Annotated in this window: 9 protein-coding genes, 1 tRNA gene and 2 pseudogenes; 7 read left to right on the forward strand and 5 right to left on the reverse strand. The window is 69.0% G+C overall.

Translation table 11 applies throughout. The features are described 5' to 3' along the window. Window positions 1-14 precede the first annotated feature (14 nt). On the forward strand, window positions 15-335 hold the full coding sequence (locus tag ACIBO8_RS02435; RefSeq protein ID WP_396113294.1) for a hypothetical protein: 321 nt from the start codon (window positions 15-17) through the stop codon (window positions 333-335). Between the two features lie 77 nt (window positions 336-412). Continuing rightward, a complete protein-coding gene (locus tag ACIBO8_RS02440) occupies window positions 413-3,202 on the forward strand; it encodes an AAA family ATPase (RefSeq protein WP_396113295.1) in 2,790 nt (929 codons plus the stop codon). 189 nt (window positions 3,203-3,391) lie between these two features. Here ACIBO8_RS02440 and ACIBO8_RS02445 read toward each other — a convergent pair. Beyond that, a pseudogene (locus tag ACIBO8_RS02445) lies at window positions 3,392-4,633 on the reverse strand (type I restriction enzyme endonuclease domain-containing protein); the annotation flags it as partial. Here ACIBO8_RS02445 and ACIBO8_RS02450 point away from each other — a divergent pair. The 3 genes and pseudogenes from ACIBO8_RS02450 to ACIBO8_RS02460 form a co-directional block, all read left to right on the forward strand. Next, window positions 4,623-5,057 (forward strand): annotated as a pseudogene (locus ACIBO8_RS02450) (tyrosine-type recombinase/integrase); the annotation flags it as partial. The pseudogenes ACIBO8_RS02445 and ACIBO8_RS02450 overlap by 11 nt on opposite strands. Window positions 5,058-5,294: 237 nt before the next feature. After that, window positions 5,295-6,665, forward strand: a complete 1,371-nt coding sequence (locus tag ACIBO8_RS02455; RefSeq protein ID WP_396113296.1) for a hypothetical protein — start codon at window positions 5,295-5,297, stop codon at window positions 6,663-6,665. 110 nt (window positions 6,666-6,775) lie between these two features. Next, window positions 6,776-7,591, forward strand: a complete 816-nt coding sequence (locus tag ACIBO8_RS02460) for a hypothetical protein (protein ID WP_396113297.1) — start codon at window positions 6,776-6,778, stop codon at window positions 7,589-7,591. Window positions 7,592-7,857: 266 nt separating this feature from the next. Here ACIBO8_RS02460 and ACIBO8_RS02465 read toward each other — a convergent pair. Beyond that, a tRNA-Pro gene (locus ACIBO8_RS02465) sits at window positions 7,858-7,931 on the reverse strand. A gap of 73 nt (window positions 7,932-8,004) precedes the next feature. Further along, window positions 8,005-8,901 (reverse strand): metallophosphoesterase, encoded by an 897-nt coding sequence (locus tag ACIBO8_RS02470; RefSeq protein ID WP_396113298.1) that lies wholly within the window; start codon window positions 8,899-8,901, stop codon window positions 8,005-8,007. A gap of 25 nt (window positions 8,902-8,926) precedes the next feature. On the opposite strand from ACIBO8_RS02470, the gene ACIBO8_RS02475 reads away from it, so the two are divergent. Further along, a complete protein-coding gene (locus tag ACIBO8_RS02475) occupies window positions 8,927-9,379 on the forward strand; it encodes a GatB/YqeY domain-containing protein (protein ID WP_396113299.1) in 453 nt (150 codons plus the stop codon). Window positions 9,380-9,446: 67 nt separating this feature from the next. On the opposite strand, the gene ACIBO8_RS02480 is transcribed toward ACIBO8_RS02475, so the two are convergent. After that, complete coding sequence (locus ACIBO8_RS02480) at window positions 9,447-11,855, reverse strand: transglycosylase domain-containing protein (protein ID WP_396113865.1); 2,409 nt, start codon at window positions 11,853-11,855, stop codon at window positions 9,447-9,449. A 316-nt stretch (window positions 11,856-12,171) separates the two neighbouring features. On the opposite strand from ACIBO8_RS02480, the gene ACIBO8_RS02485 reads away from it, so the two are divergent. Further along, complete coding sequence (locus tag ACIBO8_RS02485; protein ID WP_041832981.1) at window positions 12,172-12,474, forward strand: WhiB family transcriptional regulator; 303 nt, start codon at window positions 12,172-12,174, stop codon at window positions 12,472-12,474. Window positions 12,475-12,560: 86 nt separating this feature from the next. Here ACIBO8_RS02485 and ACIBO8_RS02490 read toward each other — a convergent pair whose 3' ends face one another. Then, window positions 12,561-13,709 (reverse strand): ArsA family ATPase, encoded by a 1,149-nt coding sequence (locus tag ACIBO8_RS02490; protein WP_396113300.1) that lies wholly within the window; start codon window positions 13,707-13,709, stop codon window positions 12,561-12,563. Between the last annotated feature and the right edge of the window lie 38 nt (window positions 13,710-13,747).

Raw genomic sequence — 13,747 nt, forward strand, 5'->3', positions numbered from 1 at the left:
CGGGAGGGGACGCCGTGCCGGACCTGACGTTCATCGCGAACGTGGCGGCCACGCTGCTGACGTCCTCGATCGCGCGGCACCGGTCCTGGCAGGGCCGACGCCGGCTGGCGAGCGCGGCGGCGCGGGGGCTCGCCGGCGATCCGGCCGCGACGGCGATGCTGGGTGCGGCGGCTGAACGGCCGCGACCGGACCTGGCGGTGCCGCTGGCCGACGCGATCCGGGCGGCCGCGGCCGATCCGCGTTTCGCGGCGGCGGTGCGGCAGCTGATCGTCGACGCGTACGCGGAGCCTGGCATGGCCAACGGCCTGCCGAATCCGGCCCCGCTGCTGCGGTGAGAGGTGTCGGATGCTTCGCACCGGCTCGTACAGAAGGCCGGTTGACACGATCTCGCCGTGCACGGCGGAATGGACTGATGGACGTGCCGGACGCGGCTACCGCCGCACCGCTCGTGGGCCGCGACGCTCCTCGCCACCGCGTCGCGGCGCTACTGGGTGCCCTCGCCGGCGGCCGCGGCGGCGCCCTGGTGATCTCCGGCGAGCCCGGCATCGGCAAGACCGCCCTGCTGGAGCACGCGACCAGCGAGGCCCGAGACTGCATGGTGCTGCGCGCGACCGGCCTGGAGTCGGAGTCCGACGTGCCGTTCGTGGCCCTGGGCGACGTCCTGCGCCCGCTGCTCCCGCTGCTGGGCGATGTGCCTGCACCACAGGCGACGGCGTTGCGCCGGGCACTGACACTGGAAGCAGGCGAGCAGCCAGCCGCCCAGTACGCCGTCTGCATGGGCGCGCTGACGCTACTCACCGTAGCCGCAGAGAGCAGCCCGGTGCTACTGGTCGTCGATGACGTGCACTGGCTGGACGCCGCGTCGGCGGCGGTGTTCTCGTTCGCCGCCCGTCGGCTCCCGAACGACCCGATCGGCGCGATCTTCACCGTCCGCGCCGATACGCCCGGTCCCTTGGACTGCCGGGGCCTGGACCGGCTCACCCTTGGCGGCCTGGACCTCGCGGCAAGCGGCCGCCTGATCGAACAACTGCGCGGCACGACGGTGGCCCCGCAGATCGTCGGCCGACTCTGGCAGGCCACCCAAGGCAACCCGCTGGCGCTGCGTGAGATGGCGCTGTGCCTGGACGATCGGCAGCTCGCCGGCGCCCGGCCGCTGCCCGACGAACTGCCGCTGGGCGCCGACCTGACCCGCGCCTTCACCGCGCAACTGGACCCACTGCCGGAGGGAACCCGGACGGCTCTACTGGTGCTGGCGCTGGCCGCCGTCCCCGAAACGTCGATGCTGCTGGCCGCGTTGCACGCGCTCGCCCTGCATCCCAGCGTGTTGGATCCGGCGGATGCTGCCGGGCTGATCGTCATCGACGGCGACCGGATCCGCTTCTCGCACCCGTTGGTGCGCTCGGCGGTGGAAGCCGCGGCCGGAGGCTGGGCGCGCCGACGCGCCTACCAGGCGCTGATCGACTCCGCCGACGGTGACACCCGTCTGCAGTACCGAGCCGCCGCGGCGGTGGGCACCGACGACGAGCTGGCGAATGAGCTGGAGGAGGCGGCCCGGGACATGCGGGGCCGTTCCGGGCTGGCGGCCGCCGCGCGGGTGATGCACCGCGCGGCCCGGCTCGACACACAGCCCGAACGCCGCATCCGCCGGCTGTTGCAGGCGGGGTCGGACGCGCTCGGCGGTGGCCTGCTGGAGGAGGCGACCGCGTGGCTGGACGAAGCGCGCACGCTGGCGTTTGACCCGTGTACCGCAGCAGACGTGGATCTGCTGCGCGGCCGGGCGTTCACCATCCGCGGTACGCCGGCCATCGCCGAGCGGGTGCTGATGACGGCCGCGGACAACGTTGCCGGAGCCGACCCGGGCCGGGCCGCGCGGCTGCTCTGTGAGGCAGCGCTGCCGACCTTCACGGAGGGCCGGATCCGAGCGGCAGGCGAGGCGTGCCGGCGGGCGGTACGCCTCGCCGAGACAGCCGGCGACCCCGCCGTACACGCCGGCTGCCGGGCGGCGCTGACGCAAGCGCTCGTGCTCGCCGGGGATCCAGCGGTCGACCGGGACGCCCTCGACAGGGCCGTGGAAGCGCTCGATCCGGACCGCGACGCCCTCGCACTCTGCCTCCTCGGCGCCTGTTACCTCTGGATCGAGGAGTACGACAGTGCGCGCCGGCTCCTGGACCGAATCATCGACGATGCGCGCCGCGACGGTCACCTTGGCACGTTGAGCCACGCCCTGAACTACCGCAGTGAGGTGGATCGCTGCACCGGCGACTGGGCGCAGGCGTACGCCGGCGCGGAGCAGTCGTTGCGCCTGGGGCAGGAGACTCGTGTTCCGGTGACCATCGGGCTCTCGCTGGTGCTGCTCGGCCGCCTGGACGCCGCCCGTGGGAATGCGGAACTGGTCGCCGATCGGCTCGACGAGGCGGCGAAGATGTCCGGGCCGCTGGGCACCGGCGGCTTGGTGATGTGGGAAGGCGGAGTGCGAGGACTACTCCACCTGGCCACCGGCGCACCCGACCGTGCGGTGACCTACCTGGAGGAGGTCCGCGACTTCGCGACACGTAACGGGATGGGTAACCCGAACGTGATCCTCTGGGAACCGGACCTCGTCGAGGCGTACTGGCGGTGTGGCCGCACCAAGCAGGCCGCGGCGCGCTTGGTCGAGGTGGACCGACACGCGGCGTTGAGTGGGCTGCCGACGCCGCGAGCGGCGGCCGAGCGTTGTCACGGCATGGTGGCGGTCGACGGGGATGAGGCGGCCGCCCACTTCGCCGCCGCGGCGGCGTTGCATCGGCACTCCGTCAACCCGTTCGAGCAGGCACGCACCGAGCTGTGCCACGCCGAAGCGCTGCGCCGGCACCGCCGACTGGCCGAAGCGCGACCGATCCTACGGGCGGCGCTGACCACGTTCCGCGTGCTGGGAGCCGACCCGTACGCGCGGAGGGTCGAGGCGGAGCTGATCGCGGCGGGAGAGCGGCCGACCGGCCCGGCCCACGAACCCAGCCCGGCATACCGGCTGACTCCGCAGGAACTGCAAGTCGCGACGGCGGTGACCCGGGGGTTGAGCAACCCTGAGGTGGCGGCCGCGATGTTCATCTCACGCAAGACAGTTGAGGCGCACCTGTCCAGCGTCTATCGCAAGCTGGGGTTGTCGTCTCGGACGCAACTGGTCCGCTTCCTTACCGAGGCCGGCGCGGTTCCTCGGCTATGACGGCCCGGTGCCCGGTGCCCGGTGCCCGGTGCCCGGTGCCCGGTGGCCGCTGCGCGGTGCGGTCGGTTCAGCGCATGGGGCTGAGGACGACTCCGGCGAACCCTGCGGTCGCGATAGCGATACAGGTCGGCTCGGATGCCGAGCTCGGCAAGGCGCAGCTCGAAAGATTATTCCCGAGCTGTCCAAGCGTCAGCTTGACCTTGCCCCACCCGGCGCCCACTCGTTGGCGAAGGTCTCCATCTGCCGAAGGACGAGGTCGACGGCGGCGCGCTCGTGGTCTGGCGGGTAGTCGTAGCGGGCCAGCAGCCGGCGGATGTGGCTGCGTAGCTTCGCGCGTACCGGTTCGCGGGAGAACCAGTCCACGGTGATCGACGACTGGATGGACCTGACCAACTCACGGGCGATCTCTGCCAGGGTCCCGACGCCCATGAGTTCCGTGGCGGCGCCGTTCTGCGCGACGGCGTCGTAGAAGGCGAGTTCGGCGTGGTTGAGCGGAGGGTCGAACTGTTGGCCGCGACGGGCGTCGGCGGATACCTGCTTGGCCATCTCGACGAGCTCGATGATCAGCTGGGCGCTGGTCAGCTGCTGGCGCATGTAGCGATTCATCAAGTCTTCAAGCTGGGCGGAGAAGCGTTCCTGGCGGACCACGTTGTGCTTAGTGACCTCCCGCATCTTGCGCTGGATCAGCCGGCGTAGCGCAGAGGCGGCGAGGTGCGGGGTGTCGGAGTTTTGCAGACGCTGTAACGCCACCCCGTTGAGCTCGGTGATGTCGAGCTTGCCGAGGCCGGCCTCCTCGTAGATGTCCGTGATGTCGGCAGCGTCGACCACCTCGGCGGCCAGCTGAGAAAGGTAGCGCTCCACCTCGGCCGTGTTGGGCAAACCCTTGGCCTCCCGGTCGGCGGCCTCCTCCTTGACGATCCAGACCCGAACGTCGCGAAAGTAATGAATGTCGCGGCGCAGGCGCTCGATGTCGCCGGCACGTTCGATGAAGTCACGGCTGGTGGCGCAGAGCCGGTAGAACCGTTCCAGCCGACCCGCCGAGTCGCGGAAACGTTGGTGCAGCGGCTTCGTGCCGGGCTCGACGAGGTTGCCGGGAGTCCGGGGGTCGCGCAGGAAGTTGGCGGCCTTGCGCACTGCCCGCAGCCAGCGGGTCGCGTCGTTCTCGTCGTCGAGGACCGCCCGCCACCCAACCGAGGCCAGCATCGCCTCGATGACGGAAATCTCGTTGTGCACCTCGCTGATGGCGCGGTCGATTTCCCGGCCGAGGGTTTGGTCCTCCTGGTCGCTGGGGGTGTACTCGGTGAGCGCCCTGCGCAGGTTCTCCGTCAGCGGGGCGTAGCCGACCAGCAGGCCGTCCTGCTTTCCCCGGAACCGGCGGTTGACGCGGGCGAGAGCCTGCATGAGGTTGGCGCCCTTCATCGGCCGGTCCATCTTCCGACAGGGATGGACGAAGACTGACGCCGGTTACCGGACCGTCGTGCTCCCGCCCTTCGCGGTCGGCATGTTGATGGCCCGCAAGATCACGGCTGTCGACAACCCTCACGACGCGATCTTCGCTTCACGGCGCGGCACCTGGCTGTCGCCACAGAACGTGCGGCGTCAGTGGCGCCAAGCCCGCACGGACACCGGCCTGGAATGGGTCACGCCGCACACCGCCCGAAAGACGGTCGCCAGCCTCATCGACAAGGAAGCCGACGCCAAGGACGCCGCCGGCCAACTCGGCCACGAAGACGAGGCGATCACCAAGAAGCACTACATCGTCAAACCGGCGCTGGCCCCGGACAGCTCTCACATCCTGGAGAAGCTCGGCCCCGGCCAGTCGGCGAGCGAACCCGAACGGCCACACGCCGCCTAGCCTTCTGCGGCGGATGCCCGGCTAGAGCCAGGAGCGACGGCGCTGATGCCCCGACCCATCGGTCGGGGCATCAGCGTGTTTGGTCCTGGTCACAGGCCGGCTCAAGCGCGCTGAACGGCCCAAATCCGGTTGTTGAAGTGGCGCAAACCGTGCCAATGTCTTCGCGTGAGCTCAGCGGCGCCGGAGTGGACCTACAAGGACTTCGTGGATCACGTCCGCCGGTTCAACCAGGAGTCGGTGCTGGACGCCGTGGTCGCCGCGGCGCAGAAGCTGCCCCGGCGGATGGACGAGGACCCGAGCGGCTACCAGCGCACGACGCCGTGGGCGCTCGCGGCGGTCGTGAAGGCATCGCTGTGCAACGGCAACCCCCACAGGTCCACGCCCATGCGTGCACGGGACCTGACCCTTGCCTGCCACATGCACAACAACCTGCACCCCGAGGAGCTCGACCACCCTCACCTGGGCTCTCCGCTCGCGGTCATGGTCCGCATCGGGTACGAGCAATTCCCGTACCAGGAGTCGATGTTCGAGGAGCTAGCGCGAGCCGAAGCGCTCTTCAACGGCTACACCGGCAGCAAGCCCCTGACAGTCATCACCGACGAGCGCCTGGCCGAGCTACTCGGCGCCCCGGTCCGGGAGGCCGCCGGTGTGGCAATGCTGCTGCACGCCGGGGCCGACATAAACGGCGGCCTCTTCGATCCCACATGGCTCGACCAGTCGAACTTCACGCCGGTGCTCAACGTGCTTCCGCGCGACACGATCCTCGACGTGGTCAACACCTCGTTCGCCACCGACGTGGCCGGCTTCAAGAAGCTCGCCGCCGAGGCACCGGCCGTGCCGCTGCTCGACAAGTACGTGTTCAACCCGCTCACTGCGCGCCCCTTCATCCGCCGCAAAGACGGCCGGCTGATCGCCCCGGTACCCCAGTTGATCTCCCGGCGGATGTCACCACTCGAGTGGTACTACGCCGGCGTCCACAAATGGGGAACCGGCTTCGCCATCGACCTCGGGTACCTGTTCGAGGACTACGTGGGACGCCAGTTCGCCACACTGCCCGATGCGCGTGTCGAACCCGAGGTCGAGTACCACCGCGGCAAGGACCGGATGGACACGACCGATTGGTTCGTCGTGCTCGACGACGTGGTGCTGCTCGTAGAAGCCAAGGCGGGGATCCTCCCGGCCGCTGGACGCGCGGGTGACGACTCCCTCACCACGATGATGACCCGCACCGTCGGCAAGGCCATCAAGCAGATCAACCGCACGCTCGCGCTGATCAAGGCCGGCGCGCCAGAGGTCGCCCACATCCCGAACGACCGGCCATTGCTCGGCCTAGTAGCCACCCTCGACCCGTGGTACATGGCCAACAGCTTCCTTGGACGCCAGGTACTGCCTACCTGCGATGTACCGGTGACCGTGTGCTCCGCCCGAGAGATCGAGTCCCTCGTGAGTATCGGCCAGCGCCTGCCTGTGGGCCCCATCCTGACCGAGATCATGGCTGACTCCGGGCGCTCGACCTGGTCGCTGGGGATCGCGCTCAAGCCGCACCAACTGGCTGACGACCGCAACCCCCTGCTCGACCAGGCGTGGAAGCAATACCCGTTCAACTAGCTATGCAGCGCCTGGCGGGGACGCGTCCACAGCGGCGTCGAGCCGCCGGCACTGGAGCTCTGGGGGCAGATAAATCGCACCGGAGCCGGTCGGGCGTAGCATCCCCCGCTGTGCAGGACAACGAAGAGCGCGACCTTCGGAAGCTCTTGTCGCTGTTGGACAAGGTTGACGCGTGGCGCGAGATGACCGACCGCCCCGGCGCTGCCTGGCAGGTGCAGCCGGGCAGCCCCTTGGCAGGCGATGACGCCAAGGCTGACCCATACCAGGTTTCGCACAGCGCGTGGCACGCCCTGACGGTCGCCGTCGACCACATGCAGTGTCTCCGGTCATCGCTGGTCAGTGAGCTGACCGACCGTTCAGCGTCGATCCGCATTCACACTCATGCCCAGTCCTCGCTCATCCGTGGCGCCTTCGAGAACGGGGCGCGCGCGGTCTGGATGCTGGGACCGCCGATGCGGCTGGCCCGCGTGACCCGGCGCTTGTCCCTTGAGGCCAAGGAGGTCCGCCACTCAGCACGAATGCGAGAACTCGTCGGACAGCCAGGCCCCCGGACGGTCGAACAGCGTGAGCGGCAGCTCCGCGACCTGATCATCAACGCGGGCGTTCAACCGGACGACGCCAGGAGGGCGCTGCGGTCACCGCAGTACTCCGAGAGCGTCAAAGCCGCAGGCGAGCTGACCACACTCGGCGCGGACCTCGCCGAAGTGGTCTGGAGCGGATGCAGCTCCCTTGCCCACGGCGATATCAGCGGAACGCTCGGTCTGCTCGATAAGGAGATCGTGGAGCGCGTAGGCGACGTCAACCACGTACGGATCACAGGATCGGTCAGTGGGCTCTACTTGTGCACGCTCGCGTCGTTTGCGGTTATCAACAGCGGCTTCGACCTCTTCAAGGCGCGATCAAGCGCGCCCCACGGCCTTCGATAGCGAGTCGCTTCCTCGGCTGCTCCCTGCCGACCCACTTCGCCATGTCGGCGTTGGGCGGACAGCGGGCGGCCCGGGAGCGCCGCAACCACCCGGGCCTTGCAGACCCGAACAGGCGAACGCCTGACGTCCCCCGCCCGACGGCCATAGGCCGACGAATCTGATCGCGCCCAGGCGTTTACGGGGGGTTTTCGGGGGGGGCGATTCAAACCCCATCGATAAACTTAAGGGCCTGACCAGCGTTCCCACTGGTCAGGCCCTTACCTCTGTCGGGGTGGCCGGATTTGAACCGACGGCCTCTTCGTCCCGAACGAAGCGCGCTACCAAGCTGCGCCACACCCCGCGGCGTGCTGAGCAATAGTATCCGACGCGCTCCGCCACGCGAAATCGGTATCCCCCTGCCGGAAAGTCGCAGGTCAGCGGGGGATCAGCGTCAGGATGGACGCCTCGGGGCGGCAGGCGAAGCGGATCGGTGCTGTCGGGTGGGTGCCCAGGCCTGCGGATACGTGGAGCCAGGAGTCGGAGCCGGGCCAGCGGTGCAGACCCTTGGCCATCGAGTGGGGCAGGTCACAGTTGGTGGTCAGGGCGCCGTAGCCGGGGATGCAGACCTGGCCTCCGTGGGTGTGGCCGGCCAGGAGGAGGGCGAAGCCGTCTGCGGCCATGGCGTCGAGGACTCGGGAGGCCGGGGTGTGGGTCACGCCCAGGTGCAGGTCGGCGCCCGGGGTGGCGGGGCCGGCGACCGAGGGGTAGTCGTCTCGGTCCACGTGGGGGTCGTCGACACCGGCGAGTTCGATGGAGCGGCCTCCGGCTTTCAGGACCGTACGGGCGTTGTTGAGGTCGGCCCAGCCGGCGTCGGTGAGGGCCTGGCGGAGGGTTTCCGTGGGGAGTTCGACGCCCTGGACGTACTCGTTCTCGATCGGCAGGACGTATCTCAGGGGGTTCTTCCAGACCGGGCCGCGGTAGTCGTTGGAGCCGAAGACGAATGCTCCCGGCACGGGCAGCAGCGGTTCGAGGGCGCGTAGGACCCCGGGTACGGCGTCCGGGGAGGCCATGTTGTCGCCGGTGACCACGACGAGGTCGGGGTCGGTGCCGGCGAGGGCCGCCACCCAGGCCTGCTTGCGGTGCTGGTCGGGCATCATGTGCAGGTCCGACAGGTGCAGGATGCGCAGCGGCTCCGCGTCGGGTTCGAGGACCGGGACGCTGAGGCGGCGCAGCGTGAACATGTTGCGCTCGACCAGGGAGGCGTAGGCGAAGGTGGCGCCGCCGACGGCGGTCATCGTGGCGGCCAGGGCGTAAAGGGGGCGCTTGCGCATGAGGGCCAGAGTAGTTTGGGCGTCCATGGGAACGCTGAAAGACCGCCTGAACGATGACCTTCGCACCGCGATGAAGGGCCGTGACGAGCTGACCACGTCGACGTTGCGGATGGCGCTGTCCGCGGTGCGCAACGCCGAGGTCTCCGGGGATGCCGCGCGGGAGCTCTCCGACGACGAGGTGCTCGCGGTGCTCACCAAGGAGGCGAAGAAGCGCCGGGAGGCGGCGACCGCTTTCCAGGGCGCCGGCCGGGCCGACCAGGCGGCCAAGGAGAACGCCGAGGGGGAGATCCTGGACCGGTATCTGCCGGCTCAGCTCACCGACGAGGAGATCGCGGGGATCGTCGCGGAGGCGCTGCGCGCAGGCGGCTTCAGCGGGAAGGGTCAGATGGGTCCGGCCATGAAGGCCGCGCAGGCCGCGGTGGCGGGTCGGGCCGAGGGCGGCCGGGTCGCGGCCGAGGTGCGCAAACAGCTCGGCTGATCCCGTACGGGAGAAGTAGACGGGCGGGCCACCCACCGAGGGTGACCCGCCCGTCGTCGTCCGACCGTCAGCGCCGCCGGGGCGGGGGGAAGATGATGCCGCCGTCGCCCGGTTTCGGGGGTTTGGGCTTGTCATCGGCCTTGCCCTTGCTGACCTCGATGCTGACGTAGCCGCCCTTGATCGTCCGGCCGCCCGGGTTGGTGCCGGCCGCCGTCCCCTTCGGGCAGTTCGACTCGACTTCGGCGCCGACCGAGGCGCTGAAGCCGGCGTCTTCCAGGCGGGCCCGGGCGCCGTCGATGGTCGCGCAGGTGACGTCCGGGATCGAGCGCTGGTCGCCGATCGAGATCTTGCGGCTGCCCGGGGTCTTGAACTGGACCTTGGGCTTGCCCTCCATGAAGTCGGCCATGGTGCCCCAGACGGCGGGGTTCACGATCTGGTGCGACATCCGGTCGGAGTGGTCCTGGTAGTCGGGGTTCACCAGGTAGCCGGCGACCGTGAGGGTGGTGGTGCCGATGATCAGCGCGGCGGTCTTGTCGTGGTCGGTGGTGCCCGTCTTGCCGTAGATCGGGTGGCCGATCTCCGAGTGCGCCTGCGGTGCCGTGCGGCCCTTGCAGTTGCCGAGCTGGGCCGAGTCCCCCACCGGGCAGCGGGCGGCGTCCAGGGCGGCTCGTGCCACGTCAGGGGAGGTCGCCCGGGTGCAGTGCGGCTGCCCTACGTCGATCTTCTCGCCGTCCTGCGAGGTGATCTGCTCGACGGGGGTGGGCGTGCAGTACATGCCGTCGCCGGCGAGGGTCGCGTACGCGTTGGCCATGTCCAGCGGGGTGGAGGAGGACACGCCGAGGGTGAAGGCGCCCCACTGGTGGGCGGACTCCTCGGTGGCGGCGAAGTCGTAGTCCTGCTTGGCCCGGAACTGCACGCCGAAGCGCTTCGCGACGTCGACCACCTTCTCGGCGCCGACCCGCTCCTGCAGCGGTACGAAGAACGTGTTGACCGACGCGCCGAAGCCGGTCCACATGTTGAAGATGCCCTTCTCGCTCTTCGAGGCGTTCGACGGGCAGTAGTACTTGCCGTTACACGTCGACGGCCCGGGCGCGATGATGTACTTCGAGACGTACCGGGCGGGTGCGTTGATGGAGTAGGCCAGCGGGTAGCCGTTCTCCAGCGCCGCCACCATGGTGAACATCTTGAACACCGAGCCGGCCTGGTAGCCGGTGATGTCGCCGCCGCCGCTGAGCAGTGGGTTGGTGGTGTTCGGGTAGGTGCCCCGGATCTTCTTCCGCGCCTTGCGCGGGTCCGAGGAGATCTTGTTCTGCGGATGCTCGGGATCGTCGAGCTTGAAGCGGCGGTTGGCGGCGAGCGTGCGCACCTTGCCCGTGCCGGGCTGGACGCCGGCGATCAGGAGGGCGTTCTTGTTCTTGTCCTTGATGTGCTTGAGGATGTTCTGCCGCGCCGCGTTCTGCGCCTTGACGTCCATCGAGGTCTGGATGCGGTAGCCGCCGCTCTTGAGGCGGCGCTCCCGGTCGTATGTGGTCGCGCCGAATTCGTTGCGGCTCAGCCACCAGCGGTAGAAGTAGTCGCAGAAGAAGCCCCAGTGGTTCTTCGCCACGGAGACGCATCCGTTGCCGACCCGCTGGACCGTCTTGCTGATCTTCGTTTCAGTGGCCTTCTTCGCCTCGTCCGGCGTGATGAACTTCAGCTCGAGCATGTCGTTGACGACGTAGTTGCGCCGCGCCAGCGCCTGCGGGTAGCCGCTGGCGGTGGTCGGGTTGAACGCGGTCGGCGCCTTCACCATGCTGGCCAGCAGGGCGGACTCGGCGATCGTGAGCGCGTTGGGCTTCTTCTTGAAGTAGACCTGGCTGGCCGCGTAGACGCCGTACGAGCCGTTGCCGAAGGGCGCCTGGTTGAGGTAGCGCTCGAGGATCTGCTCCTTGGTGAGCTCCTTCTCCACCTGCATGGCGTACTTCATCTCGGTGATCTTGCGCTTGGGCGTGTCCTTGGTGGCGTCGACGACCTCCTGAGGGTTCGTCGCCGAGTACGCCAGCGACATGCGCACGTACTGCATCGTCAGGGTGGACGCGCCCTGCTGGGACTTGCCGCTCTTGTTGCTCACCACCGCGCGGGCGACGCCTTTGAGGTCGACGCCGTTGTGGTTGTAGAACTCGTGATCCTCGGCCGCGATGATCGCGTGCTGCATGTTGACGGAGATGTCCTTCAACGGCACGTCGCTGCGGAACTCGTCGTAGAAGACCGAGATCTGGGTCTTGTTGTCCGACGCGAAGATCCGGCTGATCTGGGGTGCGCTCGCCTGCTTGAGCTCGCTGGGAAGGCTCGCGAAGGTCTCTCCGCCGGCCTTTGCTGCCAGGCCGGACATGGCGACGGCGGGGAATGCCGCGGCGGCGACCACCACGCCCGCCAGCAGGCCACAGATCAGCAGAGAAGTCGCATTGGCGAAGATGTTGTGATCGCGTCTGCGCATCCAGGAGGTCACGTGAGCAGGGTACGCGAAACAGCACCCTGACCACGCGTCGAGATGGTCACGGTTCGCCCAGAATGATTCTGCCGGTCAGATCGGCAGCGCGTGGTCTTTTCTGAGTTTTCCCGCGAACTTTTCCCCGTCCGGTCAGAGCGAGATGCCCGGAACTACCGAGGTATACGTATTTGAGGGACAACGTTGCGTAATCGCCCGACTACGGAGCATGATGGGTCGGCGAGCTTTCGCACGACGTCTGCGCGGCTTGGGGGACATGAGCCTGCGGACGTCAGGGGGTAATTGCAAGGGGGGACGTGAACAGATGGGGATGATCAGCGACTGGCCCAGCATGGCGGCGTGTCAGAGTGGCGACCCTGACGCGCTGTTCGTGCAGGGCGCCGAGCAGAACGTGGCGAAGAGGATCTGCCGAAGCTGCCCGGTTCGCTACGAATGCCTTGCCGACGCACTGGACAACCGGATCGAGTTCGGTGTCTGGGGAGGCATGACCGAGCGGGAGCGGCGGGCTCTGCTGCGCCGGCACCCGCACGTGGCGAGCTGGCGCAAGATGTTCGAAGCCGCGCTGCGCGAGAAGGGCGCCGACAAGGTGCTCGTCTCGACCCGCTGATCGAGGGATGTTCACGACCCGCCCCGAGGCCGACGTAGCGTAAGCCCGGCCGCGGGGTCTCCACCGTCGTGAACAACCCTCGCCGATCAGGCACCGGCGGTCAGCGCATCGCCGATAGTTCGCAGCCCGTCGACGTCGTGAACGTCGGCGGGCTGCGCTGTCACCGACACCCAGGGCACGGCGGGGAACGCGTCCGTGAACTGCGCTGCCACCCGTACCTCTCGATCGACCTGCCGCAGCAACGCCGCATGCACGCGCAGCGCGTCCGCGGTGATCTGCTGATCGCCCTCGGCTTCCAGCGCCACCGACGCGGCCTCGGCCGCGGCCAGCGGAACCGTGTCCACGGCCGTGCGGTGCGTGCGGTTCAGGACCAGGCCGGCCAGTGGCATCCGCTCCGAGACCAGCCGCTCCGCGAAATACGCGGCCTCCCGGACCGCGTCCCGCTCCGGTGCCGCGACCAGCAGGAAGGCGGTCTGCGGGTCCTGCAGGATCCGGTACGTCTCGTCCGCGCGCTGCCGGAAACCGCCGAACATGGAGTCCAGGGCGGCGACGAAGCCGGACAGATCCGTGAGCAGCTGGGCGCCGAGGATCTTCTGCACCGCCCGCGAGAAGATCCCGAACGAGGCCGTCACCAGGCTGAACATGCTGCGACCGCCGCGCGCCGGGGCCAGCAGCATCCGGAGCATGCGGCCGTCCAGGAAGCGGGAGAGCCGCGCCGGGGCGTCGAGGAAGTCGAGCGCGGAACGGGACGGCGGCGTGTCCACCACGATCAGGTCCCACTCGTCGCGGGAGCGCAGCTGACCCAGCTTCTCCATCGCCATGTACTCCTGCGTACCGGAGAAGGTGGAGCTCATGGCCTGGTAGAAGGGGTTCGCGAAGATCTCGGCGGCCCGTTGCGGCGAGGTGTGCGCCTGCACGACCTCGTCGAACGTGCGCTTCATGTCGAGCATCATGGCGTGCAGCTCGCCGCCGGTGGCCTCGACGTCGATGCCCTTGACTTGCCGCGGCGTGTTGTCCAGCTCGGTCAGCCCCATGGACTGGGCCAGCCGGCGGGCCGGGTCGATGGTCAGCACCACCGTGCGCCGGCCGTGGTGCTCGGCGGCCCGCAACCCCAGGGCGGCCGCCGTGGTGGTCTTCCCGACGCCACCGGCACCGCAGCACACGACGATCCGGGTCGCCGGGTCCGCGAGCAGTGCGTCGACGTCCAGGCGCGGGGCAGTCTGATCAGCGGCCACGGTTCGAGCGTACTGACTCGGGGCCCGGGACGCGGCGG

The sequence above is a fragment of the Actinoplanes sp. NPDC049681 genome (assembly GCF_044465265.1).
Taxonomy (GTDB): Bacteria; Actinomycetota; Actinomycetes; order Mycobacteriales; family Micromonosporaceae; genus Actinoplanes.